The sequence below is a fragment of the Bosea sp. Tri-49 genome (assembly GCF_003952665.1).
Lineage (GTDB): Bacteria > Pseudomonadota > Alphaproteobacteria > Rhizobiales > Beijerinckiaceae > Allobosea.
In genome coordinates, this window is record NZ_CP017946.1 from 930694 (window position 1) to 954351 (window position 23658).

At 65.9% G+C, this 23658-nt stretch carries 22 protein-coding genes; 11 read left to right on the forward strand and 11 right to left on the reverse strand.

Going from position 1 to position 23658, the window contains the following annotated elements:
* The first annotated feature begins 53 nt into the window (after window positions 1-53).
* Both BLM15_RS04685 and gyrA read left to right on the forward strand, forming a co-directional pair.
* Window positions 54-566 carry a hypothetical protein gene (locus BLM15_RS04685; protein WP_126110816.1) on the forward strand — a complete coding sequence of 171 codons (513 nt, stop codon included), beginning with the start codon at window positions 54-56 and terminating at the stop codon, window positions 564-566.
* 225 nt (window positions 567-791) lie between these two features.
* A complete protein-coding gene (gene gyrA, locus BLM15_RS04690) occupies window positions 792-3584 on the forward strand; it encodes a DNA gyrase subunit A (protein WP_282567852.1) in 2793 nt (930 codons plus the stop codon).
* A gap of 155 nt (window positions 3585-3739) precedes the next feature.
* Here gyrA and BLM15_RS04695 read toward each other — a convergent pair whose 3' ends face one another.
* The 3 genes from BLM15_RS04695 to BLM15_RS04705 all read right to left on the reverse strand — a co-directional run bounded on the left by BLM15_RS04695 (window position 3740) and on the right by BLM15_RS04705 (window position 8376).
* Window positions 3740-5542 (reverse strand): AsmA family protein, encoded by a 1803-nt coding sequence (locus BLM15_RS04695; protein ID WP_126110818.1) that lies wholly within the window; start codon window positions 5540-5542, stop codon window positions 3740-3742.
* 126 nt (window positions 5543-5668) lie between these two features.
* On the reverse strand, window positions 5669-7267 hold the full coding sequence (locus tag BLM15_RS04700; RefSeq protein WP_236846569.1) for an ABC transporter permease: 1599 nt from the start codon (window positions 7265-7267) through the stop codon (window positions 5669-5671).
* Window positions 7268-7362: 95 nt separating this feature from the next.
* Window positions 7363-8376 (reverse strand): extracellular solute-binding protein, encoded by a 1014-nt coding sequence (locus tag BLM15_RS04705; RefSeq protein WP_126110820.1) that lies wholly within the window; start codon window positions 8374-8376, stop codon window positions 7363-7365.
* A gap of 658 nt (window positions 8377-9034) precedes the next feature.
* Here BLM15_RS04705 and ilvD point away from each other — a divergent pair.
* The 3 genes from ilvD to BLM15_RS04720 all read left to right on the forward strand — a co-directional run bounded on the left by ilvD (window position 9035) and on the right by BLM15_RS04720 (window position 12238).
* On the forward strand, window positions 9035-10765 hold the full coding sequence (gene ilvD, locus BLM15_RS04710) for a dihydroxy-acid dehydratase (protein WP_126110822.1): 1731 nt from the start codon (window positions 9035-9037) through the stop codon (window positions 10763-10765).
* Window positions 10766-10841: 76 nt separating this feature from the next.
* Window positions 10842-11705 carry a tetratricopeptide repeat protein gene (locus tag BLM15_RS04715; protein WP_126110824.1) on the forward strand — a complete coding sequence of 288 codons (864 nt, stop codon included), beginning with the start codon at window positions 10842-10844 and terminating at the stop codon, window positions 11703-11705.
* A gap of 164 nt (window positions 11706-11869) precedes the next feature.
* The gene (locus BLM15_RS04720; RefSeq protein ID WP_126110826.1) at window positions 11870-12238 is read left to right on the forward strand and encodes a hypothetical protein; all 369 of its coding nucleotides are present in this window, start codon (window positions 11870-11872) and stop codon (window positions 12236-12238) included.
* 25 nt (window positions 12239-12263) lie between these two features.
* Here the strand turns inward: BLM15_RS04720 and BLM15_RS04725 are convergent, their stop codons facing one another.
* The 3 genes from BLM15_RS04725 to BLM15_RS04735 form a co-directional block, all read right to left on the reverse strand.
* Window positions 12264-12554, reverse strand: coding sequence for a putative quinol monooxygenase (locus tag BLM15_RS04725; protein WP_126110828.1), 291 nt, complete (start codon window positions 12552-12554; stop codon window positions 12264-12266).
* 2 nt (window positions 12555-12556) lie between these two features.
* Complete coding sequence (gene xth / locus BLM15_RS04730; RefSeq protein WP_126110830.1) at window positions 12557-13336, reverse strand: exodeoxyribonuclease III; 780 nt, start codon at window positions 13334-13336, stop codon at window positions 12557-12559.
* Between the two features lie 135 nt (window positions 13337-13471).
* Window positions 13472-13921, reverse strand: coding sequence for a BA14K family protein (locus BLM15_RS04735; protein WP_126110832.1), 450 nt, complete (start codon window positions 13919-13921; stop codon window positions 13472-13474).
* Window positions 13922-14134: 213 nt separating this feature from the next.
* Here BLM15_RS04735 and BLM15_RS04740 point away from each other — a divergent pair, with 213 nt between their 5' ends.
* A complete protein-coding gene (locus BLM15_RS04740) occupies window positions 14135-14704 on the forward strand; it encodes a TIGR00645 family protein (RefSeq protein ID WP_126110834.1) in 570 nt (189 codons plus the stop codon).
* Window positions 14705-14859: 155 nt separating this feature from the next.
* On the opposite strand, the gene BLM15_RS04745 is transcribed toward BLM15_RS04740, so the two are convergent.
* From BLM15_RS04745 to BLM15_RS04760, 4 genes are all read right to left on the reverse strand, one after another.
* Window positions 14860-16365 carry a helicase HerA domain-containing protein gene (locus tag BLM15_RS04745; RefSeq protein WP_126110836.1) on the reverse strand — a complete coding sequence of 502 codons (1506 nt, stop codon included), beginning with the start codon at window positions 16363-16365 and terminating at the stop codon, window positions 14860-14862.
* 146 nt (window positions 16366-16511) lie between these two features.
* Window positions 16512-16874 (reverse strand): Atu4866 domain-containing protein, encoded by a 363-nt coding sequence (locus BLM15_RS04750; protein ID WP_206438606.1) that lies wholly within the window; start codon window positions 16872-16874, stop codon window positions 16512-16514.
* An 11-nt stretch (window positions 16875-16885) separates the two neighbouring features.
* Window positions 16886-17347, reverse strand: a complete 462-nt coding sequence (locus BLM15_RS04755) for a carboxymuconolactone decarboxylase family protein (protein ID WP_126110840.1) — start codon at window positions 17345-17347, stop codon at window positions 16886-16888.
* Between the two features lie 13 nt (window positions 17348-17360).
* Window positions 17361-18086, reverse strand: coding sequence for an SDR family oxidoreductase (locus tag BLM15_RS04760; RefSeq protein WP_126110843.1), 726 nt, complete (start codon window positions 18084-18086; stop codon window positions 17361-17363).
* Window positions 18087-18206: 120 nt separating this feature from the next.
* Here BLM15_RS04760 and BLM15_RS04765 point away from each other — a divergent pair, with 120 nt between their 5' ends.
* Both BLM15_RS04765 and BLM15_RS04770 read left to right on the forward strand, forming a co-directional pair.
* Window positions 18207-19142, forward strand: coding sequence for a LysR family transcriptional regulator (locus BLM15_RS04765; RefSeq protein WP_126110845.1), 936 nt, complete (start codon window positions 18207-18209; stop codon window positions 19140-19142).
* 136 nt (window positions 19143-19278) lie between these two features.
* Window positions 19279-19992 carry a DNA helicase gene (locus BLM15_RS04770; RefSeq protein WP_126110847.1) on the forward strand — a complete coding sequence of 238 codons (714 nt, stop codon included), beginning with the start codon at window positions 19279-19281 and terminating at the stop codon, window positions 19990-19992.
* Between the two features lie 78 nt (window positions 19993-20070).
* Here BLM15_RS04770 and BLM15_RS04775 read toward each other — a convergent pair whose 3' ends face one another.
* Window positions 20071-20352 (reverse strand): YARHG domain-containing protein, encoded by a 282-nt coding sequence (locus tag BLM15_RS04775; RefSeq protein WP_126110849.1) that lies wholly within the window; start codon window positions 20350-20352, stop codon window positions 20071-20073.
* 366 nt (window positions 20353-20718) lie between these two features.
* On the opposite strand from BLM15_RS04775, the gene BLM15_RS04780 reads away from it, so the two are divergent.
* The 3 genes from BLM15_RS04780 to accC all read left to right on the forward strand — a co-directional run bounded on the left by BLM15_RS04780 (window position 20719) and on the right by accC (window position 23640).
* Window positions 20719-21501, forward strand: a complete 783-nt coding sequence (locus BLM15_RS04780; protein WP_126110851.1) for a DsbA family protein — start codon at window positions 20719-20721, stop codon at window positions 21499-21501.
* A 280-nt stretch (window positions 21502-21781) separates the two neighbouring features.
* A complete protein-coding gene (gene accB / locus BLM15_RS04785) occupies window positions 21782-22246 on the forward strand; it encodes an acetyl-CoA carboxylase biotin carboxyl carrier protein (protein WP_126110853.1) in 465 nt (154 codons plus the stop codon).
* A 29-nt stretch (window positions 22247-22275) separates the two neighbouring features.
* Entirely contained in the window at window positions 22276-23640 is a 1365-nt protein-coding gene (accC, locus tag BLM15_RS04790; RefSeq protein WP_126110855.1) for an acetyl-CoA carboxylase biotin carboxylase subunit, read from the forward strand.
* Window positions 23641-23658 lie beyond the last annotated feature (18 nt).

The following is a 23658-nucleotide window of genomic DNA, read 5'->3' on the forward strand; positions in this document are numbered from 1 at the left end:
CCCGCCAAGCATGGTGAGGCTGCGGAGGGGGGCTTGAAGGCGAGGCAGACGAGATGAGCGCCGTCGATGCGCCGGCCGAAACCAATGCGCCGACCCGTATCGAGTTTCGCGGCAATGAGAGCCGCTGGGGAGCGCTTTTCTATCTTGGCGTTGGCGGGGCCATAGTCGCCTATTTCGTGTCCAAAGGCGGATGGACAGCGATCGTAGGCGTGGGAGTTTTCGGCTCCCTGTTCCTGCTTCTCGCCTTTGGAAAAGCGTTCGGCGAGCTCGATCGTTCGGTTCACCTTGCCTTCGACGAAGAGGGGGTGATGATTCCCCAGGCCTTCGCGAAAAAGGTGCCGTGGGACGCAGTGAAAAGCTATTCCTTCGATACTCCCGGCGATGCCCCGGCTGTCCTGCTTCATCTGGTTGAGCCTGCGCGGTTTGAGCCCAGGGTCACCAATCCTCTGAAGACGTGGCTTGTCACCTGGTACGGCTGCAACCTTCCGCTCCATGGGGTTGCCTGCAGCTACGAGGAGATTGAAAACGCCTTTCGGCGCTTTGCTCCGCAGGTCCGGAAGGTCTAGCGCGCACCCGTCGCCGACGGTGCTCCTCGCCATTTCCGCGGGTGACCTCGCGCCAAACATGGCGAGATTGCGGAAGCAGCGCGAAAGCGAATCAAAAATCTAACGCAAGCTGCTGTGATAAAAGGGTTTTATTTTCTCTGAATAGATTCGCGTTTTGCTGGCTTCTACAGCCGGAATCGGCTAGCCAGAACGTTGAAAAACCAGCGGTAAACGGGACTTTTTCCCTTGAGCGAAGACAACAACGACAAGCGCGACGACGGCCCGCAGTTCGGCGGCGACATCAAGCCGATCGCGATCACCGACGAGATGAAGAAGAGCTATCTCGATTACGCCATGAGCGTGATCGTGAGCCGCGCTCTTCCCGATGTCCGCGACGGTCTCAAGCCCGTGCACCGGCGCATCTTGTTCTCGATGCACGAGAACAAGAACCTGCCTGACAGGCCCTATACGAAGTGCGCCCGCATCGTCGGCGACACGATGGGTAAATACCATCCGCACGGCAATCTCGCGGTCTATGACGCGCTGGTGCGCATGGCGCAGGATTTCTCGCTGCGCCTGCCTTTGATCGACGGCCAGGGCAACTTCGGCTCGATGGACGGCGACAGCCCGGCGGCCGATCGCTACACCGAGGCGCGCCTCGACAAGGCAGCGATGCCGCTGCTCGAAGATCTCGACCTCGACACCGTCAACTTCCAGCCGAACTATGACGGCAAGGAGCACGAGCCGACGGTCCTGCCGGCGCGCTTCCCGAACCTGCTCGTCAACGGCGCAGGCGGCATCGCCGTCGGCATGGCGACCAACATCCCGCCGCATAATCTCGGCGAGGTCATCGACGCCTGCATCGCGCTGATCGAGAACCCCGAAATCACGATCGACGAGCTGATCGAGATCGTGCCCGGCCCGGACTTCCCGACCGGCGCCCAGATCATGGGCCGCAGCGGCATCCACTCGGCCTATCACACCGGGCGCGGCTCGATCGTGATGCGTTCGAAGACGCATATCGAGGAGCTGCGCAAGGAGCGCGAGGCGATCATCGTCACCGAGGTTCCCTACCAGGTGAACAAGGCGACGATGGTCGAGAAGATCGCCGATCTCGTGCGCGAGAAGCGGATCGAGGGCATCTCCGACCTGCGCGACGAATCGAACCGCGAGGGCGTGCGCGTCGTCATCGAGATCAAGCGCGATGCCGTCGCCGACGTGGTGCTGAACCAGCTCTACCGCTTCACGCCGCTGCAGACCTCCTTCGGCGCCAACATGGTAGCGCTGACCGGCGGCCGGCCGGAGATCCTGAATCTCAAGGACTTCATCTCCGCCTTCGTCGAATTCCGCGAGGAGGTGGTCTCGCGGCGCACGCGCTATCTGCTCAACAAGGCGCGCGAGCGCGCCCATGTGCTCTGCGGCCTCGCCACCGCCGTCGCCAATATCGACGAGGTGATCCGCCTGATCCGCACGGCGCCGACACCAGCCGCGGCGCATGAATCCTTGATGGCGCGGGACTGGCCGGCCGAGGATATCGCGCCGCTGATCGCGCTGGTCGACGATCCGCGCCATCCGATGAATGCCGACGGCACCTACCGGCTCTCGGACGCGCAGGCCAAGGCGATCCTCGAGCTGCGCCTCGCCCGCCTCACGGCTCTCGGCCGCGACGAGATCGGCGACGAGCTCGAGAAGCTCGCCAAGGAGATTTCGAACTATCTCGAGATCCTGCGTTCGCGGGTGCGCATCCAGGAGATCATCAAGACCGAGCTCTCCGAGGTGAAGGCCGCCTTCGCTACGCCGCGCCGCACGGTGATCCAGGATTGGGGTTCTGATCTCGACGACGAGGACCTGATCGCCCGCGAGGACATGGTCGTCACCGTCTCCCATGCCGGCTACATCAAGCGCGTGCCGCTCTCGACCTATCGGGCGCAGAAGCGCGGCGGCAAGGGCCGCTCGGGCATGTCGACCCGCGAGGAGGATTTCGTCACCCGCCTCTTCGTCGCTGATACGCATACGCCGATCATCTTCTTCTCCTCGCTGGGCCAGGCCTACAAGGAGAAGGTCTGGCGGCTGCCGCTCTCGGCGCCGAACGCGCGCGGCAAGTTCCTCAACAACATGCTGCCGCTGGACAAGGACGAGCGCATCACCACGGTGATGCCGCTACCGGAGGACGAGGAGAGCTGGGAGCGGCTCGACGTGATGTTCGCGACCAGGACGGGCAATGTCCGGCGCAACAAGCTGTCCGACTTCGTCCAGGTCAATCGCAACGGCAAGATCGCGATGAAGCTCGACGAGGGCGATTCCATCGTCGACGTGCAGATCTGCTCCGAGGAGGACGATGTGCTGCTGACCACCGCCGGCGGCCAGTGCATCCGCTTCGCAGTGCCGGAGGTGCGCGTCTTCAAGGGCCGCGACTCGACCGGCGTGCGCGGCATCAGGCTGGAGGATGACGACGAGGTGATCTCGCTCGCGATCCTGAAGCATCTGGATGCGACTCCAGAGGAGCGCGCCACCTATCTGAAGGATGCGGCCGCCCAGCGCAGGGCGCTCAACGGTGAAACGGAGGAAGCCGAGGCTCCGGCTACCGAGGCAGAGGAGACTGCCGGCGAAGTCGAGCTCGGCGCCAAGCGGCTGGAGATGCAGCTCGCCGAGCAGTTCATCCTGACGCTGTCGGAGAATGGCTACGGCAAGCGCAGCTCGTCCTTCGAGTACCGGGTCACCGGGCGCGGCGGCAAGGGCATCGTCGCCATGGTCGTCAACGAGCGCAACGGCAAGCTCGTCGCCTCGTTCCCGGCCGAGGAGAAGGAGCAGATCATGCTCGTCACCGATGGCGGGCAGGTGATCCGTGTGCCCGTCGATGCCGGCCCGAACAACCGCATCCGCATTGCCGGCCGCTCGACGCAGGGCGTTACTGTGTTCAACACGGGCGACGGCGAGAAGGTTGTCTCGGTCGAGCGGATCGGCGAGGAGGCCGATGAAGAGGGCGATACCGGCGAGGCCGAGAACGGCGGCGGCGAGGAGCCGGCTGGGGAGGCGTGAGCCTCACGGCAACGCCACTTGCGATCACAATTGCCAGGCCCCGGGACGAGCGCTGCTCGATCCGGGGCTTTCTTTTTTGGCCGCGCTGACACCGTTTTCTCGAGCGGTGACGCCACTGCGCGGGAATGCCTCCGGTTATCGGATGAGCGGGCTGGTCAGCGCAGCAGTGGGATCGCCGGTCCCAGCGTCCTCAGCGTCGCGTCGATCTCGGGTGTGAAGGCCGCACCGAAGAACGGACCGCGGACTTCGAAGGGCACGCGCGTCGAGGTCGTGGTCGAATTCAGAGCACCGTTGAGATTGAGCCAACGCCGGCTGAGATCGGCAGTCCCGTTCAGGACGACATTGTAGCCGGAGCCCGAGAGCTGGGTGTCGGTGAGGTAGAGCACGCCGAGATTGGCGAGCGCGGCCAGCTGCAGGGTTTCGAAGGCGCTCTTGCCCTGGCGCCAATCGCGGGCGGAAGCCGGCGGCTTCTCGGCCTTGCGCAGCAAATCGGGGAAGGCGATGCCACGGAATTCGCCCTGCCTGATTGTCAGGTTGGCCCGGCCGGTCAGCGAACTCACCACCTGGTCAAGGCTGCTTCCGATACCGTCGAAGGCGAGCTGCCCGGTCGCGGTGCCGCTGAGACGGGCGAGTTCCGGCAGATCGTCGGCCACAAGCGCCAGGTTCACCTTCTCCAGCCCGAGCTGCAGCTTGACGTCAGCGCCGGCCGCAACCGGTGTAGCGAGGATGCGCGCGCGCGCCGAGCCGCCATAGGCGGCCGCGCGCAGAAGCGAAGCCTCGAACCGGCCCTTTCGGATCAGCAGCTGCGCCGCGAGATCGCGGACACGGGCGGTGCCGATCCGGGCGGAATCGAGCGACAGGCGCAGGTCGATGTCGTTGGTCGTCCAGCCGTCGAATTCGAGTGGTGCGTTGCCTGCCTCGGCGCCTCCGGCGGGCGCCGGCAACCCAGCCTGCTGGAGCAGGCGCCCGAGGTCGAACTCGGCCCCGGCAAGCGTCCCGGAAAGCGCCCAGTTCGGCATCGAGCCGTCGAGCTTGAGCGCGCCTTCGAGTTGGTCGCCGTCGACAGTCGCGACGACCGAGTCGAGCGAGGCGCTGTCCTGATTGAGCTGGGCCTGAGCGGTCAGCTCGATCTGGCGAACCAGGGAGGCGATACGCGGGCGCGGGCCGATCCAGGCCAGGGCGTCCGGGAGCGATTTCGTGCTGAACTCGATCTGGCCATTGGTGACGCCCTGCGCGGCCGAGCGCGTGCCGTTGAACCGCAGGCTCATCAAGCGCGAGCCGAGCGAGAAGGCAGTGCGTGCCCGTTCGCCTGCCACCGGCCAGAGCAGGTCGACCTTGGTGGCTTCGCCGCGCCAGGTGAAGGAGCCGGCGAGGGTGACCGGTGCCTCGGCAGTCCGCTCGTCGATCATCACATTGACGTCGCGCAGCGTGGTCAGGACCGTTTCCCCAGCACGGACCATGACGCTACCGGAGGTCAGGACGAGCCGGGTCTGGCTTTCGAGACGGGTGAGATAACCGAGAGCTCGGTTCTGCCACTCGGCATAGCTGCCGCCGGTATCCGCGACAGCGAGATGGAGCTCGGGGGCGACGAGGTCGATGCGGTCGAAATCGAGCTGGCCGCCGATCAGCGAGAGCAGCCGGGCCCGGGCGCGCAGGCGCGCCGCCTTGCCGGACAACACGCCCTCCGGATCGACGAAACTCACATCCGACAGACTTATCCGGGGCAGGGGCAGAAAGGCGATCTCGGCGCGGCGCAGCGCCGTCACCTTGAGGCCGGTCCGGGCCTCGATGCCGGCAACGACGGAACGCTCGACATGCGACAGCGCAAGATTCCACGGCCGCAGCCCGAGGACGAGCAGCAACACAGCGGCGGCGAGGCCGAGGAAGAGTGTGCGTCGTGACATGGCCTGGCGTTTGGCCTTCATCGGCCCGACGGCGGAGGTGTCGTCGTCAGGCAACTTGATATCGCGGCCGAATCGGCTTGAGGCGGCCGATATATGTCGCGCGGCAAGGGTTTAGCCCTCCGATTCACGAATGTCGAGTTCAACCCCCCGGGCGAAGATCGCAAAGCCGGGGAAAACAATTCAATTCTCCCGCGATTCCGGCCGCTGTTCGCCGGCCCGGGCCAGCCTGAGTGCCGGGTAGATGCCGATCGCAACGATCAGCAAGGCTGCCAGGGCGCCGTCCTCGAAAACGCCGCGGGCGGCGTGGCCGTAGACCAGCGTGGCCAGAGTGTCGAAGTTCAGCGGCCGCAGCAGCAGCGTCGCCGGCAGCTCCTTCATGCAGTCGACGAAGACGAGAAGGGCGGCGGCGGCGATGGCCGGGCGCATGAGTGGCCAGTGCAGCCGGTGCAAGAGCTCGTGCCTGTTCGCGCCGAGCGAACGGGCCGCGTCGTCGATGCGGGGCGAGATGCGGGCATAGCCACTCTCGACGCCATTCACCGCGATGGTCAGGAAGCGGACGAGATAGGCAATGACCAGCGCCGTACCGGAACCGAGCAGCAGCAGGCCAGGGCTCGCGCCAAAAAGTGCGCGGCTCGCATCGGCGACGACATTGTCGAAGGCTGCGAGCGGCACCAGCAGGCCGAGCGCCAGCACCGTTCCCGGCAAGGCGTAACCGAGCGAGGCGATGCGGGCGAGCGTCGGCAGGGCGCGCTCCCGCCCGAGCCGCAGCGCCGCGGCGATGCCGAGGCCGATTGCGACGATCAGCACGGCCGAAAGCGCCGAGATCGCGACGGTGTTGGCGAGCGCCCGCCAGAGCGCCGCATCGGCCTGGGCAAAGAGGTCGCGACGCCACAATTCGCCGAGCAGATAGAAGAGTGGCAGCACAGCGCCGAACAGCGCCGGCAGGAAGCAGGCAACTGCCGCTGCCCAGGCACGGGCGCCCGCAAGCCGGATGCGCCCGACCGGCCGCGGCCGTTTCACTGGCAAGGTGAAGCGCCGCGCCCCGCGCGTGCGCGCCTCGGCGACCATCAGCCCAACCACGACGAGCAGCATCACGCAGGCGATCTGGGTAGCGCCCGCCAGCGAGCCGCGATTGATCCAGGTGGTGTAGACCGAGATGGTCAGCGAGCGGACGCCGAGATATTCGCTGGCGCCGATATCGTTCAGGGTCTCGAGCAGAGCGAGCGTCAGGCCGGCGGCGAGGGCGGGGCGGGCCATCGGCAGGCCGATGCGCCAGAACAGCGGCCAGCGCCTGGTCCCGAGCGTGCGGGCGGATTCGATCAGCGCGGCGCTCTGCATGGCAAAAAGCGCGCGCACGCTGAGATAGACATAAGGGTAGAGCACGAGTCCGAGGATCAGGATTGCGCCTGGCAGGTTGCGCGGGTCGGGGAACCAGTAGTCGCGTAGCGAGCGCCAACCGGTGAGCGCCCTGAGCGCGCTTTGGAACGGCCCCTGGAAACCGAGGATTTCGACGTAGACATAGGCGGTGATGTAGGTCGGCAGCGCCAGCGGCAGCACGAGCAGCCATTCCAGACTGCGGCGGCCCGGGAACTCGTATTGCGTCACCAGCCAGGCAGCACCGGTTCCGACGACTCCACAGAACAGGGCGATACCGGCGAGCAGCAGGGCCGTGTTCCAGAGCGCGACCGGCAGCACGTTGGCGGTCAGATGCGGCCACACCGTCAGCGCCTCGCGTGACAGGGCGGTGAAGGCGAGCGCCAGCACCGGCAGCGCGACCAAGCCGGCTGCAGCCGCTGTGACATAGAGTAGACGCGTCGACGGCCGCCAGCGGGTTGCTGGCGGCCGTTCTGCAGATGTCGCGGATGCGTTCAGGCTCAATTGTCGAAGCCGACCTTGTCGACGAGCTCGGAGGCGGCCTTGCGGTTCTTGGCGACGTCGCCGAGCGGGGTCGTGTCGGGCGTCAGCGCGCCGAGCAGCTTGACCGCCGCGGCTTCCTTGACGTCGGGATTGACCGGGTACTCGAAATTGCCGTCGGCATAGAGGGTCTGCGCCTTCTCGCCAAGCATGTACTCGATCAGCTTGACGGCGTTCTCCTTGTTCGGCGCGTTCTTGGCGATCGCCGCGGCCGAGACGTTCACATGGGTGCCACCGCCGGCGAAAGTGGTCTTGAGCGGCTTGATCGCGTCGTACCAGCCCTTCTGCTCGTTCGTCGCCTTGCTCATCAGCCCGATATAGTAGGTGTTGATGATGGCGATGTCGCACTGGCCCGAGAGGATGTCGCGGGCGACGTCGCGGTCGCCGCCGCCGGGCTTGCGGGCGGTGTTGGCCTTGATCGCCTTGAGGAAGTCTTCCGTCTTCTGCGCGCCATTGCGGGCGAGATAGGCGGCGAAGAAGGCGTTGTTGTAGGGATGCTGACCAGCGCGGATGCAGAACTTGCCCTTCCACTTGGGATCGGCGAGCTCATCATAGCTGATCGCGTCCTGCTTCACGCGTTCCTTGGAGACGACGATGATACGGGCGCGCTGGGTCAGCGAAACCCAGCTGTTGCCGGCGCCGCGCAGGGCAGCGGGAACCGTCTTGTCGACCAACGCCGACTGTACTGGCTGCGTGATCCCCGCATCGGCGACGGCCTGGATCTCGCCGACGTCGACCACAAGCATCACGTCCGCCGGGCTGTTGGCGCCCTCGGCCTGAACGCGCTGCTGCAGGCCGTCCTTCAGGAAGACCGCATTGACCTTGATGCCGGTGTCTTTGGTGAAGGCCTCGATGACCGGGTTGAGCAAAGCCGGCTCGCGCGTCGTGTAGAGGTTGACGCTCTGCGCAAGGGCAGGGGCGGCCAGCAGGCAGGAGGCCAGGGCTGTCGCGGCAAGCGCGGTTCGGATGGTCATGTCTCGCTCCTTCGGGCGGGGGCTCTGAAATCGGCCATGCTGGAGGGAGCGGTAGTTCGAGCGGCGAGGGCGGTCAAGGAATATCCCTTTTGTTTCAATGTGTTATAGGTATTCTAAACTGCATTCTGATTATACAAATTCTAAACTGATGAATGCCGAGCGCGTCGTGCGACTGCGGGGAGCCACCGGTTGGGCGCTTCAAAAGTCGTAAGACTCCAAAGAGTTGGAAGACACCGTGCGCTGCCCGCGATGAGCGCTCAGCCTGGGCGTGACAAACTTGTCCAGTCCAAATGCTCCGTCGGATATCTAGATGATGCCAGGATCGTGAACCAAAGGCGCCCGGCCAATACGCGCCTGGGTTGCGGCAAGTGGCGGTATGTCTCGCGCTGCGATCGCTAAAATTCGTGACATTTCTACAACATCGGCAGCTATTGCAGCGTAGCGTCGGCAGGTCGCCATGATTGCCGCGAAGCCGCCACAAAGCGGCCTCAGCGCTGAATTTCGGTAACTATCTGAGATACGGAAGAATTAAGCCCCATCAGGCAGGGTGCGGAGCAGAAAAATGCTTCGCATGCCGCCTCGGGGCAGATGATTGCACCAGCGGGCAACGGCGTGCACATCTGGCGCCCGCCAGGTGGGGTGGCGGGACAGAGTTTGAATGGACGCGCGCGTTTTCGATAAGTCGAAGTTGCCCAGCCGGCATGTCAGTGTCGGGCCGGCTCGCGCGCCACATCGCTCCTACTATTACGCGATGGGCATGACCGCGAAGCAGATCGCGCAGCCCTTCGTCGGCGTCGCCTCCTGCTGGAACGAAGCCGCTCCCTGCAATATCGCCCTGATGCGCCAGGCTCAGGCTGTGAAGAAGGGCGTCGCCTCGGCCGCCGGCACGCCGCGCGAGTTCTGCACGATCACCGTGACCGACGGCATCGCCATGGGCCACCAGGGCATGAAGTCGTCGCTGGCCTCGCGTGAAGTGATCGCCGACTCGGTCGAGCTCACCATGCGCGGCCATTGCTATGACGCGCTGGTCGGCCTTGCCGGCTGCGACAAATCTCTGCCCGGCATGATGATGGCGATGGTACGCCTCAACGTGCCGTCGATCTTCATTTATGGCGGCTCGATCCTGCCCGGCAACTTCAAGGGCCGCCCGGTCACCGTCCAGGACGTGTTCGAGGCTGTCGGCAAGCACTCGGTCGGCGCGATGTCGGACGAGGATCTCAAGGAGCTCGAGGAGGTCGCGTGCCCGTCCTCCGGCTCGTGCGGCGCCCAGTTCACCGCCAACACCATGGCGACCGTCGCCGAGGCGATCGGCCTGGCGCTGCCCTATAGCTGCGGCGCGCCGGCGCCTTATGATGTGCGCGACACCTTCTGCTACACCGCCGGCGAGATGGTGATGGAGCTGATCGCCCGGAACATCCGGCCGCGCGACATCGTCACCCGCAAGGCGCTGGAGAATGCGGCGATGGTCGTCGCGGCTTCGGGCGGCTCGACCAATGCGGCGCTGCACCTGCCGGCGATCGCGCATGAATGCGGCATCGACTTCGACCTCTTCGCCGTCGCCGAGATCTTCAAGAAGACGCCTTACGTTGCCGATCTGAAGCCGGGCGGGAAATACGTCGCCAAGGATATGTTCGAGGTCGGCGGCATTCCGCTGCTGATGAAGACGCTGCTCGACCACGGCTACCTCCATGGCGACTGCATGACGGTGACCGGCCGCACCATCGCCGAGAACCTCGCCAGCGTGAAATGGAACGACCAGCAGGACGTGGTCTATCCGGCGAACAAGCCGATCACGCAGACCGGTGGCGTCGTTGGCCTCGAGGGCAATCTCGCGCCCGAGGGCGCGATCGTGAAGATCGCCGGCATGCCGGTCGAAAGCCTCGTCTTTACCGGCCCGGCGCGCTGCTTCGACTGCGAGGAGGACGCCTTCAAGGCCGTCTCTAACCGCGAATACCAGGTCGGCGACGTGCTGGTCATCCGCTATGAGGGGCCGAAGGGCGGCCCTGGCATGCGGGAGATGCTGTCGACCACGGCGGCGCTCTACGGCCAGGGCATGGGCGACAAGGTGGCGCTCATCACCGATGGCCGCTTCTCGGGCGCCACCCGCGGCTTCTGCGTCGGCCATGTCGGCCCCGAAGCTGCCGTCGGCGGGCCGATCGGCCTGCTCCGCGACGGCGACATCATCGAGCTCGACGCCATCACAGGAAAGCTCGCAGTCCGCCTTTCTGATGCCGAACTTGAGGAGCGTCGTAAGGCCTGGACGCCGCGCCAGACGGACTACCGGTCGGGCGCCCTTTGGAAATACGCGCAGACGGTCGGTTCCGCCAAGGGCGGCGCCGTCACCCATCCGGGAGGCGCAGCCGAGACACAGTGCTATGCGGATATCTGACGCCATTATTGCAGGAGCGTTGCTCGCTCTGGGCTGCCAGCAGGCAGTCTGGGCGCAGGACGCGTCCGCGGGGCGCATGCCGGTGCCGCCGCGCCCGATTCCGGGTATCGCCCTGCCGGAGCCGGAGTCGCAGGATCTCGCTGCACCTGCACCACTCGCTCCCGGTCGCGGCGTGATCGCGCCCGCGCCGAGCGGGCCCGCTGCTCATACGGCGCTGCCGATCGCTCCGTTCAGCAGCGCCCGCGACGCGCTGAAGGCCTGGATGCGCGATTCGACCGCCGGCGATCAGGCCGGCGCGGTCAAGGCGCTCGAATACGCGGCGGCGCAGGGCCATCTTGCCGCCCAGTTCAAGCTCGGCCGCGTCTATGCCAGCGGCGATGGCGTGCCTACCAACGATCTCAAGGCCTTCGAGTATTTCTCGAAGATCGCGGACGAGAATGCCGATGAGGTGCCCGGCACCTCTGACGGGCGCATCGTCGCGGCCGCCTTCGTCGCGCTCGGCGGCTATTTCCTCGACGGGATCAAGGGCACCTATGTGAAGCCCAATCCCGATCGCGCCTTCGACATGTTCCATTACGCCGCCTCCTATTTCGGCGACCCGGACGGCCAGTACAATCTCGCCCGGCTCTATCTCAACGGAACCGGCGTTTCGCGCGATCCGCGCCAGGCGGCGCGCTGGATGAAGCTCGCGGCCGAGAAGGGCCATGCCCCGGCACGTGCCGTCTTCGGCGACATGCTGCTGCGTGGCGGGGATGGCGTGCCGCGGCACCCGATCATCGGACTGATGTGGCTGGCGCTGGCCCGTGAGGGCGCCGATGCCACGCGTGAGACCTGGATCGTCGAGCGCTACGACGCCGCCTTCGCCAGTGCGAGCGCAAACGACCGGACGGCGGCATTGGCACTGGTCGAGCGCCAGCACGGCCGCGCCGAGCGGCGCTAGATCATCGCGCGCCCGAATGGGCGCGATCACGATGATCTATCACATCGTTTTAGCATCGGATTCTTCCGAAAAGTGGATTCCACTTTTCGGTCCGATGCGTGCGCGACTGCATCCAAGTTCAGCAGGGCTACGTAGCCGAGGTATCGGACCTCGGAGTCTTCGCCATGCGCGACGCCGCATTCTTCAGCTTTATTGCCGCCTGCGCCGCACTCGCCATCCATGGCGCCGGCGCCCAGGAGAATTTTGGCGACTGGTCCCCGCTGACCAACCCGTTTCCGAGCACGGGCGGCGGCGGGATCATGATCCATGACTATGATCCTGTGGTCTCCGGCGGCAAATGCACGACAAAGTTCCGCGCCGTCGAGCCGAACGGGACCACCTATAACAACCTGATCGAATTCGAGGCGACTGAGATGCAGGGCGGTGTGCTTTGCAGCAAGGGCCAGTGGCGCTCGGCCGATGGCAGTGCCAGCGGCACGACGCCATTCCGGGTCTTCATCAAGGACGGTATCAAGCGAGGCTCGCCGCAATAGCCGCGTCGCCCAAAGCCACTTTTGCTTAAGCTGCGAATGCATCCATCAGCGTGACGATGCAATCATGCCGCTGGTGCTGGTTGATCAGCGGCACCAGCCGGGTGAAATGCTCGCTCCGGCAATGTGCGTCCAGTGCCGCCCGGTCCGGCCATTGCTCGACGAAGACGAAGTGGCCGGGATCCTTCTGGTCGACGAAGAGATCATAGGCGAGGCAGAGCGGCTCAGCCCGCGTCTTCTCGACCAGCTCCTGATAGAGTGGCTTCACCAGCTCGACGCTATCGAGCTTGATGAAGTCCTGGGCAATGACCTTCAGCATGTTCAGTTCAGCTCGATCAGCACCGGCACATGGTCCGACGCCTTGTCCCAGCCGCGGACATGCTTGGCGATCGAGACGGCGCCGAGCTTGTCGGCGGCCTGCGGCGAGAGCAGGAGATGGTCGATGCGGATGCCGTTGTTCCGCTGCCAGGCGCCGGCCTGATAATCCCAGAAGGTGTAGAGGCCGGGTGCGTCGGTGGTGGCGCGCAGCGCTTCGGTGAAGCCAAGGCTCTGCAGCTTGCGGAAGGCGGTGCGCGTCGGCGGCAAGAACAGCGCATCGCCGGTCCAGGCGGCGGGATCGCGCGCGTCGCGCGGCTCGGGAATGACATTGTAGTCGCCGGCGAGCACCAGCGGCTCCTCATGGGCGAGCAACCCCTTGGCGTGCACTGCGAGCCGTTCCATCCAGGCGAGCTTGTAGGGGTATTTTTCGGTGTTCGGCGGATTGCCGTTCGGCAAATAGATCGAGGCCAGCCGCACCACGCCATCGCCATGCGGCAGCACGCCTTCCAAATAGCGTGCCTGCTCGTCGCCGTCGTCACCGGGAAGGCCGCGTCGGACATCCTCGAGCCTGCTGCGCGAAATGATGGCGACGCCGTTGAAGCCCTTCTGGCCATGGATCGCGACCTGCCAGCCGGCTTCCTCGATCTCGGCGCGGGGGAAATCGGCATCGACGCATTTCAGCTCCTGCAGGCAGAGCGCGTCGGGCTCGGCCTCCTTGAGGAAGGCGAGGACATGGGTCAGCCGCTGGCGGATCGAATTGACGTTCCAGGTAGCGATGCGCACGGGGCCGGCTCCTCAGTCAGACTTGCCGAGCATAAGAGACGCCCGGGCCGTCAATGCAAGTCAGCAGATGCCACAAAAAACCTCCCGGCCGGAGCCGGGAGGTTCGACGAACTCAGCTTGCGACAGTGCCCGGGATTACGGGCAAGCGCGGACCACGCCGCCCGAGGCGATATAGGTGCCGGTCTCGGGATCGTAGGTGCGGAAGCGGCGCGAGCAATAGGCGATCGCGTCGCCATCCGGTGCGGCGTAGACGGGCGCAGGGGCGACATAGACCGGCGGCGGCGGGGCGGCATAGACCGGGCCGGGCGCGAGCAAGGCGCCGGCGGCGAGAGCGCCGAGCGCTCCGGCCGCGATACCGGCGCCGACGGCCGCGCCGCGGTTGTAGCGATAGCCCCGCCCATAATAGCCGCCGCGATAGCCGTACCGCGGCCCGTAATAGCGGCGATACTGCACCTGCTCGACGAGATTGGTCGTGCCGGCGGTGGCAACCGCCGCCGCAGCAGGCGCAAGCGGCGCGGCGGCGGCCGGCGTCGCGAGGGCGAAACCGCCCGCAAGCGCGGCGGCGATCATCGTCGTCCTGATCATCTCGAACTCCTTTTCCCTCCCGGGTGGGAGGATTTGCCGGGCGCGCTTAGCGATAACGCCCGAAGCTGTGACCTCAGCGTCGGAAGTAGACGCAAAACACGGCGAAATTTCAACAAATTCCTCAGGCAGGAGGCGCGTTCCGGGTTGCATGACGCCGTTTTCGGTCCCATCTGGCTAACCCTTGACGCATGTACCAACCCGACTGGGAGCCCTATGGCCGCTGCTGATCCATCCGACCTTCCCGCCAACGGGCCGCTGAAGCCGCTGCCGACGGTGATCTTCGCCTCGCGCTGGCTGCAGGTGCCGCTCTATCTCGGCCTGATCGTGGCGCAGTGCGTCTACGTCTTCCTGTTCCTCAAGGAGCTCTGGCACCTCGTCACCCATGCCTTTAATTTCAGCGAGCAGCAGATCATGCTGGTCGTGCTCGGCCTGATCGACGTGGTGATGATCTCCAATCTGCTGATCATGGTGATCGTCGGCGGCTACGAGACCTTCGTTTCGCGCCTGCGGCTGCAGAATCACCCCGACCAGCCGGAATGGCTCAGCCACGTCAACGCCTCGGTGCTCAAGATCAAGCTCGCCATGGCGATCATCGGCATCTCGTCGATCCATCTGCTGCGGACCTTCATCGAAGCCGGCAATATCGGCGGACCGACGGCGACGAACTACACGACCACGGGCGTGCTGCTGCAGACGTTGATCCACACCATCTTCATCGTCTCGGCGCTCGGCATCGCCTGGGTCGATCGGATGACCCTCGGCGGCACCAGCAAGGGGCATTGAGCCTCGCCGTCTTTCCGGGGCGCCGCGAAGCGGCGAGCCCGGAATCCATGAACACTGAGCCTCAAAAGACGCTCTGGACCGTGCCCCTCTGTCGCGACCTGCGGATATGGGTTCCGGGCTCGGCCTTGCAGGCCGCCCCGGAAAGACGGTGGTGCTCATCCCCGAGCCCGGCGCGGCGGCAGGCCCTTGACCAGCGGCGATGCCAGGCCCGGCGCTGTCTCGACGCCCAGCGTCGGCAAGGCAAGCGTGCGCTGGCCGCGGAAATCGACATGGCAGACGAGGAGGCCGCGCTCCTCGATATAGCCGATCAGGCGCCGTGCCCGGCTCGGCGAATGGCTGCCATAGGCCTCGGCCAGCTCGGCATCGGACGGGCAGGGCGCTCCCTCGATCGCGCTGCGGGCGATGAACAGGAAAAGACCGTGCAGGTCCTCCGGCAGGCTCTCGGCCGCCGTCAGCGCCTTCTCCCAGGCTTCCGACGACAATACCGCTTCGCTTGCTCCGGCGCGGGCGACGGCAAGGCGCTTGCGGAACGCGTCCAGCCCGGTCTCCGGGCCGCTGACGCGGCGCATCCGACAGCGCACCGTGAAATCCTGGTAGAGCACGGCGACCGGGCGGTCGCGCGCTTCGGGATCGTCGAGCAGCTCGTTCAGGATCTCGACCAACGCCGCCGCGCGTTCGGCCGGGTCCATCTCGATCTCGGGCTCGGGTGGCGGCACCGGCTGGTGGGTCTCGATCCGGCGGATGATCTCGGGCGCCACCGCTGGCCGCGGGCGCGGCTGCTTCGGCCAGGGCGCGGGCGCGACCTCGCCGTCGCCTGCGGTGAAGATCAGCTTGCTGGCGTCTTCCGGAGCCTGCTCGGGCAGCGGCATCAGGCTGGGTGCCCCGCCGCGATCGACCGAGGCGACCGGGCCGATTCTCACCGGCAGCGGCTTCTTCGATAGGGCCGGCCCGAGCGCGACGAACTGGCCGCGTTCGAGATCGCGGAACATCTCGGCCTGGCGCCGGTCCATGCCGAGCAGGTCGGCAGCGCGCTGCATGTCGATGTCGAGGAAGGTACGGCCCATCAGGAAGTTGGAGGCTTCCGCCGCGACGTTCTTGGCGAGTTTGGCGAGGCGCTGCGTCGCGATCACGCCGGCTAGTCCGCGCTTGCGGCCGCGGCACATCAGGTTCGTCATCGCGCCGAGCGACTGGCGCCGAGCCTCGTCCGAGGCCTCACCCGCCATCACCGGCGCGAAGAGCTGGGCTTCGTCGACCACGACCAGCATCGGGTACCAATGGGCGCGGTCGATATCGAAGAGCCCGCCGAGGAAGGCGGCGGTGGCGCGCAACTGCTCGTCGGCGTCGAGCTCTTCGAGATTGAGCACCACCGAGACGCGGTGCTGACGCACGCGCAGCGCGATCTTCTGCAGTTCGACCGGACTGGCGGTGCCATCGACCACGACATGGCCGAACTGGTCGGCGAGCGAGACGAAGTCGCCCTCGGGGTCGATGATCGCCTGCTGGACCAGCGGGGCGCTCTGCTCGAGCAGGCGGCGCAGCAGGTGCGACTTGCCCGAGCCGGAATTGCCCTGGACCAGGAGCCGCGTCGCCAGCAGTTCGGCGAGGTCGAGCTCGGCGGGCTCGCCGCCACGCGTCGACCCCATATCGATGCCAGTCTTCATGGCTGCCAGCGTGTCGCCTTCAGTCCCCGCTCGCTCGACCCGGAGCGGGGCGAGCGAGCGGGGTGGTCTAGCATGCGGGCGCGAGCGCGCAGGTGCTGCCGGTTGCCGCATCCACAGCAAATGCGCGGTGGCTCCGACACCTCATGTCAGGGGCGGCGGCGCAGGATCATGCCGCCATGATGCAGCGTATCGGCGTCGACGAAGGTCCCGTCGGCGGTGAAGCCGGTGTCATCCCAGTACTCGATATAGCTGCCGGTGACCTTGTAGCGGCCGCGATAGGCGCTCTCGCGATTGCCGCGTGCCTCGTCATAGCGGTCGTTCGGCAGGAGGTTGTGCCGGACATTGCCGTCGGCGGTGACCCACATGCCGACATAGGGGTGTCTCTCGGCAGCGGCTGCCTGGGTAATCATCATGCGGGTCGATCCTTCAGGTCCGTTTGGGATGGTCGTGGTGGCAAGGCCGACGCTGGCGGCTAGCAGCAGCAGGACGTTCACGAGCAAGGGGGTCATGATCATTCCCCTCATTGCTTGCGTCGCTCGGCGAAGAGCTCCGAGAGTGCCTGGGAGGCCGCGATCGCCCGCGAGATGCCGGCTGGTACGGTGATCAGGTAGACGATCTCCTTCAGCTCTCCCTCGGACACACCGATATTGAGGGCGTAGCCGGCATGGACCTTCATGAAGGCGGTCTGGCCGGTTGCCGCAAAGGCAGCCACAGCGGCGAGCTGGCGCGTCCGGCTGTCGAGGCCGGGCCGCGACCAGACATCGCCGAGCGCATAGGCCTCGGTCGCATCGGCGAGGAAGGGGAATTCCTGCCGCATGCGTTCCAGAGCCGGCTGGGGCACGCCATTGTTCAGGCTGCGGACGACGGCCTCGCCGCGCTTGCGCCGCTCCTCGCTCGTTTCGGCGGTGGTAGGTGCGGGCATCACCGCGATGGCGAAGGCTGTGGCTGCGGCGCGCAGCGGAGACTGCATGGACATGGTCATGGCGTTCTCCTCCTCAGCGGGTGGCGGTGGGGCGGACGACGATCTCGTTGACGTCGACATCGTCCGGCTGCTCGATCGCGAAGCGCACGGCACGGCCGATCGCATCGGGTTGGAGTGCGATGGCGCGGTAGCTCTTCATCAGCTCGGCCGCTGCCGGATCGGTGATGGTCTCGGCAAGCTCGCTCTCGACCACGCCGGGGTGGATGCAGGTGACACGCAGGTCAGAGTGCTCCTGGCGCAACCCGTCCGAGATGGCGCGCACGGCGTATTTCGTCGCGCAGTAGACGGCCGCGGTCGGCGACACCGAGAGGGCGCCGATCGAGGCGATGTTGACGATCTGGCCCGAGCCGCGCGCCAGCATCTGTGCCAGCACGGCGGCGATGCCGTAGAGCACGCCCTTGATGTTGACGTCGATCATCCGGTCCCACTCGTCGACCTTGAGCGAAGCCATCGGCGAGAGCGACATCACGCCGGCATTGTTGACGATGACGTCGACGCGGCCGAAGGCCTCGCGCGCCGCCTCGGCGAAGGCGGCGATATCGGCGCGATCGGTGACGTCGAGCCGCCGGGTGCGGACGTCGCCGCCTTTTGCGCTGAGCTCTTCGGCGAGCGCGTCGAGGCGCTCGGTGCGGCGTGCGCCGAGCATCAGTTTCGCTCCGGCGGCCGCGAGTTCGCGGGCGATGCCGGCGCCGATCCCGCTGGAGGCGCCGGTGATGAGGACGACCTTGTCGAGGGGCATGTCGATCTCCGTCTGGATGTTCGGTGAAACCGCTGTGCTGCGGTTGCCCGAAAGCTATGAGCAGGCCATTGTCGCGATAAGCCGCCGATTTCTTCCCAGCCTGGAGAGTTTTTCTAACCAATGGAGATGGACCTCAACGCGCTTGCCGTCTTCGCGCTCGTGGCCGAGGAGAGGAGCTTTCGCGGCGCGGCCGACCGTGTCGGCGTCACGCGCTCGGCGGTGAGCCAGACGATCAGGAAGCTGGAGGAGCGGCTCGGCATCGCGCTGATCCAGCGCACGACGCGCAGCGTCAGCCTGACCGAGGCGGGCGAGCGGCTTCTCGCCGATCTCGGCCCCGCATTGTCCGATTTGCGCGCCGCCGTCGAGGCGACGCGTGATCTACGCGCCGGTGCGCGCGGGCGCTTGCGCCTCGCGGTGTCGTCGATCGCCGAGCGCTTCCTGTCGGGGCCGTTCCTCGCCGGCTTTGCGGCAGCCAACCCCGAGGTCGAGCTCGATATCACCGTCACCGACGAGGAGTTCGACATCGTCGCCGCCGGCTACGATGCCGGCGTCAGGCTGGGCGAGGTCATCGAGCAGGACATGATCGCCGTCGTGATCGGCGGCGAGGAGCGCCAGCTAGTCGTTTGCGCACCGGCTTATCGCGAGCGCTTCGGCTTGCCGGCCCATCCTCGGGAGCTGGCCACGCATCGCTGCATCGGCTGGCGGCCGGGGCCCAAGCTCGTGCCTTATCGCTGGGAGTTCGCAGAGAACGGCAAGGAGTTCAGCGTCGCCGTCGCGCCGGAGATCACCACCAACGACATGGCGCTGATGATCAAGCTCGCGATGGCGGGCGCCGGTATTACCTTCGGCATGGAAGAGAGCTTCCGCCCGGCGATCGCGCGCGGTGAGCTGGAGCCGCTGCTGCAGGAGTTCTGCCCGTATTTCGCGGGCTTCTATCTCTATTATCCCAGCCGGCGCGCCGCCGCTCCGAAGCTGCGAGCCCTCGTCGATCATCTGCGCAGCTTCAACTGGGATCGGCATGAGGCGACGACACGAAAGGCATCGGTTATGCTGTGATTCTGGCGCTGCCCGCGCCTCCTCCCTCCAACCGGGAAGCACGCTGCCGTGCAGGGTGTCTCACCGTCGAACCGACTGTTCGAGCGCTGCGCATAAGGAGGGATTGCGGACACAGCTCGCATCAGGAGGTCCATCGATGAAGCTTTCGGCACCCGTCTATCGCCTGAAGCGCAAGGCCAAGGAATTGGCGCGCAAGGACGACATCCCGCTCCATCTCGCGCTCGACCGCGTCGCCATCAGCGAAGGTTTCGGCGCCTGGAGCCTGCTCGCGGCCAAATCGGCCGGCTCGCTTTCGGCCGATGAGCTGTTCGCCCGCCTGGTGCCCGGAGATTTGCTGCTGATCGGCGCGCGGCCGGGGCACGGCAAGACGCTGCTTGGTCTCAAGCTTGCCATAGAGGCGATGAAGGCTAGCCATCGCGCAGTGTTCTTCACGTTGGAATACACGGCCAAGAATGTAGTGGATCGCTTTCGGGCGCTCGGCGCAGATCCCGCGCAGTTCGAGGCCCTGTTCGGCTTCGACGATTCGGACGCTATCAGCGCTGATCACATCATGCGCTCACTTGCCGAAGCGCCACGGGGCACACTGGCGATCGTCGACTATTTGCAATTGCTCGACCAGAAGCGCGGCAATCCAGAGCTGATGGTCCAGATCCGTGATCTGAAGGTGTTCGCGCAGGAGAGGGGCCTGATCCTGGCCTTCATCTCGCAGATCGATCGTTCCTACGAACCGGCGATCAAGCCCTGCCCGGACCTCCGCGACATCCGCCTGCCGAATCCGCTGGATCTCTCGCTGTTCAGCAAGACCTGCTTCCTGAACGAGGGCGAGGTGCGGTTTCAGGCGGCAAGCTAGCGGCTTCGAAACGCTCCGTCATCCCAGGCAAGCCGCGGTAGCGGCACCGGAATGACGGGGCGAAAACGAACATCCGCCTCAGCGCGGGCAGCGGCTCGTGCGCTCGGCGCGCTGGATGTCGGCGACGACGCGGCGCTGGGTCGCCGAGAGCGGCACGTCCTCGACATTGTCGTACTGGCAACCGGCATTGCCGAAGGCGCTGATGCCGCGCTGCGTGCGGAAGCAATAGCCCTGTGCCTTGTAGATCTCGTTGCGCTGGTACCAGAGGTCCTCGCAGCTCTGGGCCGCCGCGGGGGTCGCGGTCGCAAAGAGCGACAGGGCTAGCCCGAGGGCGAGGACAGGGATCAGCAGCTTCGACATGGCAGCCTCTTGCAGTTGCGCGTTATCTGTTGCCCTGCCTTGCGGGCGCGACAAGCCTTTTCGCGCTTTGCCATGGCAAGATCACGATCCTGTTGCAGGAACGCCGGGTCACCCCGCTGGCAAAGCTGTGAATTGACGCTGCCGCGCTCGTGGAGGACAAGAATCGCGAGATCGTGCAGTGCTTTCGCCTTTGCCGCCCATGTTTTGCCAAGGACGACCGGATCATCGCCCATCCGCGAGCGAGCTGGGCTCTGGCCAAATTGCCGCAGGGGTCGCCTGGAGCACTGCGCGCCCGCGACATCGTCGAGTATGTTTCTCCCGACAAGCAACGATAGTGCGCCCGAGTCGCGCCCTGAAAGGACCGCTATGATCTTCTCTTCGCTGCGCCGCCTGGCTCTCGCCGGCATCGCCGCCTGTGCGCTCGGCGCCGCCGCTGTGCCGGCCCAGGCCCAGGCGCTGTCGCCCGACCAGCGCAAGGCGGTGGTCGAGCTGATCCGCGAGACACTGCTGAAGAATCCTGAGCTGATCCAGGAGGCGATGGTCGAGCTCGAAAAGCGCAATCAGGTCGCGCAGGTCGAGGCGCAGCGCAATGCGCTCGCGGCCGAGAAGGCCAGCCTGACCGATCCCGCGACCTCGGTGATCGCCGGCAACCCGCAGGGCGACGTCACCCTCGTCGAGTTCATGGATTACAATTGCGGCTTCTGCAAAAGGGCGATGGAAGACGTCCGCGTGCTCGCCAAGGACGATCCCAAGCTCAAGGTCGTGATCAAGGACTTCCCGATCCTCGGACCGGACTCGGTCGAGGCGAGCCGCGTCGCCATCGCGGTGAAGAACCAGCTCCAGGGCCCGAAATACTGGGAGTTCCACCTCAAGCTGATGGCGACGAAGGGCCGGATCAACGGCGCCAAGGCGCTCGAGATCGCGAAGGAAACGGGTGCCGACATCGAGCGCGTCAAGAAGGAGATGGATGCTCCGGCGACGCGCGCCGTGATCGAGCAGACGGTTGCTCTCGGCGACCGGCTCGGCCTGACCGGCACGCCGGCCTTCATCGTCGGCGACGAGGTGGTGTTCGGTGCTGTCGGCGCCCCGGCGCTGAAGCAGAAGATCGACGCCGTCCGCAAATGCGGCAAGACGAACTGCAGCGGCTGAGCGGCTGAACGCTGGGCCATCTCCATGGATGGCTCAGCAACCCCTGAATCCGTGTTTCGGCCCGTCATTCCTGTGGAACAGCTCCTGGAATGGCGGCGATTTGCATAGACAAGGCGCCCGCTCGGCGCCTTCGCCCTTTTCCTGACCCACCAATCCGGGTAAAGACGCGCGACATCGCGAGGCCGTCGGCTTGATCCGGCGCCGTTCCTTCGCATATGCGCATCTCCTTCGGGACCTTGCCGTCCCGCCCATCGAGCTCACGAAGACGGTGAAATCCGCCATGGCGACCAAGAGCCCCATCGATCCCGAACTCGTGCGCGAAATGGCGCAACTGATCAACGAGACCGATCTGACCGAGATCGAGGTTCAGAAGGGCGATCTGCGCATCCGCGTGGCCCGCACCATCACCGCAACGGTAATGGCGCCGGTCGCGGCTGCACCGGTCTTCGCCGCGGCGCCTGCGGCGGCTCCAGCCGCCGCCCCGATTGAGGCCAAGGCCGCCGCTGCTCATCCCGGCACGGTCAACTCGCCGATGGTCGGCACCGCCTATCGCCGGCCGTCGCCCGAGGCCAAGCCCTTCATCGAGATCGGCCAGGAGGTGAAGGCGGGCGAGCGCGTCCTCCTCGTCGAGGCGATGAAGACCTTCAACGACATCGTCGCCCCGCGTGCCGGCAAGGTCGTCGCGATTTTCGTCGAGGATGGCCAGCCGGTCGAGTACGGCGAGCCCCTGCTGGTGATCGAGTGAGGATCCATCCGGGCGGGAGCGGGCTGAAGATGTTCGACAAGATCCTGATCGCCAATCGCGGCGAGATCGCCTTGCGGGTTTTGCGCGCTGCCAAGGAGCTCGGTATCGCGACCGTCGCGGTCCACTCCACCGCCGACGCCAACGCCATGCATGTGCGCCTCGCCGACGAGAGCGTCTGCATCGGCCCGCCGCCCGCACGCGAGAGCTATCTCAACATCCCGGCCCTGATCGCCGCCTGCGAGATCACCGGGGCCGATGCCGTCCACCCCGGCTACGGCTTCCTCTCCGAGAATGCCCGCTTCGCCGAGATTCTGGAGCGGCACAACATTGCCTTCATCGGCCCCAAGGCCGAGCACATCCGCAGCATGGGCGACAAGATCGAGGCCAAGCGCACCGCCAAGCGCCTCGGCATCCCTTGCGTGCCGGGCTCGGAGGGCGGCGTCGCCGATGACGAGGAGGCGCTGCGCATCATTCGCGAGATCGGCCTGCCGGTCATCATCAAGGCGGCCTCCGGCGGCGGCGGCAAAGGCATGAAGGTCGTGCGCAGTGAGGACGAGGTCTCCGTCGCGCTCTCCACGGCCCGCACCGAGGCCAAGGCCAATTTCGGCGACGATGCGGTCTATATCGAGAAGTATCTCGAAAAGCCGCGCCATATCGAGATCCAGGTGCTCGGTGACGGCAAGGGCCGGGCAATCCATCTCGGCGAGCGCGACTGCTCGCTGCAGCGCCGCCACCAGAAGGTCTGGGAGGAGGGGCCGTCGCCTGCACTCAATGCCGGCGAGCGCGACCGGATCGGCAATGTCTGCGCCAAGGCGATGGCCGATATGGGCTATCTCGGCGCCGGCACGATCGAGTTCCTCTACGAGGACGGCGAGTTCTATTTCATCGAGATGAACACCCGCATCCAGGTCGAGCATCCGGTCACCGAGATGATCACCGGGATCGACCTCGTCAACGAGCAGATCAGGATCGCCGCCGGCGCACCGCTCTCGATCCGGCAAGAAGACGTCGTCATCGAGGGGCATGCCATCGAATGCCGCGTCAATGCCGAGCATCACGCGACCTTCCGGCCCTCACCGGGCAAGATCGCCTCGTTCCATACGCCGGGCGGGCTCGGCGTGCGGGTCGATTCGGCGGCCTATCAGGGCTATGTCATCCCGCCGCACTACGACTCGCTGGTCGGCAAGCTGATCGTGCACGGCCGCAACCGGGCAGAATGCCTGATGCGCCTGCGCCGTTCGCTCGACGAATTCGTCGTCGACGGCGTCGATACCACGCTGCCGCTGTTCCGCACGCTGGTGCGCAACCCGGACATACTGAACGGCGACTACAACATCCATTGGCTGGAGAAATTCCTCGCCAATGGCGGCATGGAAGAGCCGGGCGAGGGATAGCGTCATTGCGAGCGAAGC

What these genes read in the sequence shown, in the direction of transcription:
- accC (WP_126110855.1), top strand. Translation starts at nt 22,276, where the DNA reads ATGTTCGACAAGATCCTGATCGCCAATCGCGGCGAGATCGCCTTGCGG.
- BLM15_RS04755 (WP_126110840.1), bottom strand. Translation starts at nt 17,347, where the DNA reads ATGACCATGTCCATGCAGTCTCCGCTGCGCGCCGCAGCCACAGCCTTC.
- BLM15_RS04750 (WP_206438606.1), bottom strand. Translation starts at nt 16,874, where the DNA reads ATGACCCCCTTGCTCGTGAACGTCCTGCTGCTGCTAGCCGCCAGCGTC.
- BLM15_RS04745 (WP_126110836.1), bottom strand. Translation starts at nt 16,365, where the DNA reads ATGAAGACTGGCATCGATATGGGGTCGACGCGTGGCGGCGAGCCCGCC.
- BLM15_RS04685 (WP_126110816.1), top strand. Translation starts at nt 54, where the DNA reads ATGAGCGCCGTCGATGCGCCGGCCGAAACCAATGCGCCGACCCGTATC.
- BLM15_RS04770 (WP_126110847.1), top strand. Translation starts at nt 19,279, where the DNA reads ATGAAGCTTTCGGCACCCGTCTATCGCCTGAAGCGCAAGGCCAAGGAA.
- ilvD (WP_126110822.1), top strand. Translation starts at nt 9,035, where the DNA reads ATGGACGCGCGCGTTTTCGATAAGTCGAAGTTGCCCAGCCGGCATGTC.
- BLM15_RS04735 (WP_126110832.1), bottom strand. Translation starts at nt 13,921, where the DNA reads ATGATCAGGACGACGATGATCGCCGCCGCGCTTGCGGGCGGTTTCGCC.
- BLM15_RS04780 (WP_126110851.1), top strand. Translation starts at nt 20,719, where the DNA reads ATGATCTTCTCTTCGCTGCGCCGCCTGGCTCTCGCCGGCATCGCCGCC.
- BLM15_RS04760 (WP_126110843.1), bottom strand. Translation starts at nt 18,086, where the DNA reads ATGCCCCTCGACAAGGTCGTCCTCATCACCGGCGCCTCCAGCGGGATC.
- BLM15_RS04725 (WP_126110828.1), bottom strand. Translation starts at nt 12,554, where the DNA reads ATGCTGAAGGTCATTGCCCAGGACTTCATCAAGCTCGATAGCGTCGAG.
- BLM15_RS04705 (WP_126110820.1), bottom strand. Translation starts at nt 8,376, where the DNA reads ATGACCATCCGAACCGCGCTTGCCGCGACAGCCCTGGCCTCCTGCCTG.
- BLM15_RS04720 (WP_126110826.1), top strand. Translation starts at nt 11,870, where the DNA reads ATGCGCGACGCCGCATTCTTCAGCTTTATTGCCGCCTGCGCCGCACTC.
- BLM15_RS04765 (WP_126110845.1), top strand. Translation starts at nt 18,207, where the DNA reads ATGGAGATGGACCTCAACGCGCTTGCCGTCTTCGCGCTCGTGGCCGAG.
- BLM15_RS04740 (WP_126110834.1), top strand. Translation starts at nt 14,135, where the DNA reads ATGGCCGCTGCTGATCCATCCGACCTTCCCGCCAACGGGCCGCTGAAG.
- BLM15_RS04715 (WP_126110824.1), top strand. Translation starts at nt 10,842, where the DNA reads ATGCCGGTGCCGCCGCGCCCGATTCCGGGTATCGCCCTGCCGGAGCCG.
- BLM15_RS04775 (WP_126110849.1), bottom strand. Translation starts at nt 20,352, where the DNA reads ATGTCGAAGCTGCTGATCCCTGTCCTCGCCCTCGGGCTAGCCCTGTCG.
- accB (WP_126110853.1), top strand. Translation starts at nt 21,782, where the DNA reads ATGGCGACCAAGAGCCCCATCGATCCCGAACTCGTGCGCGAAATGGCG.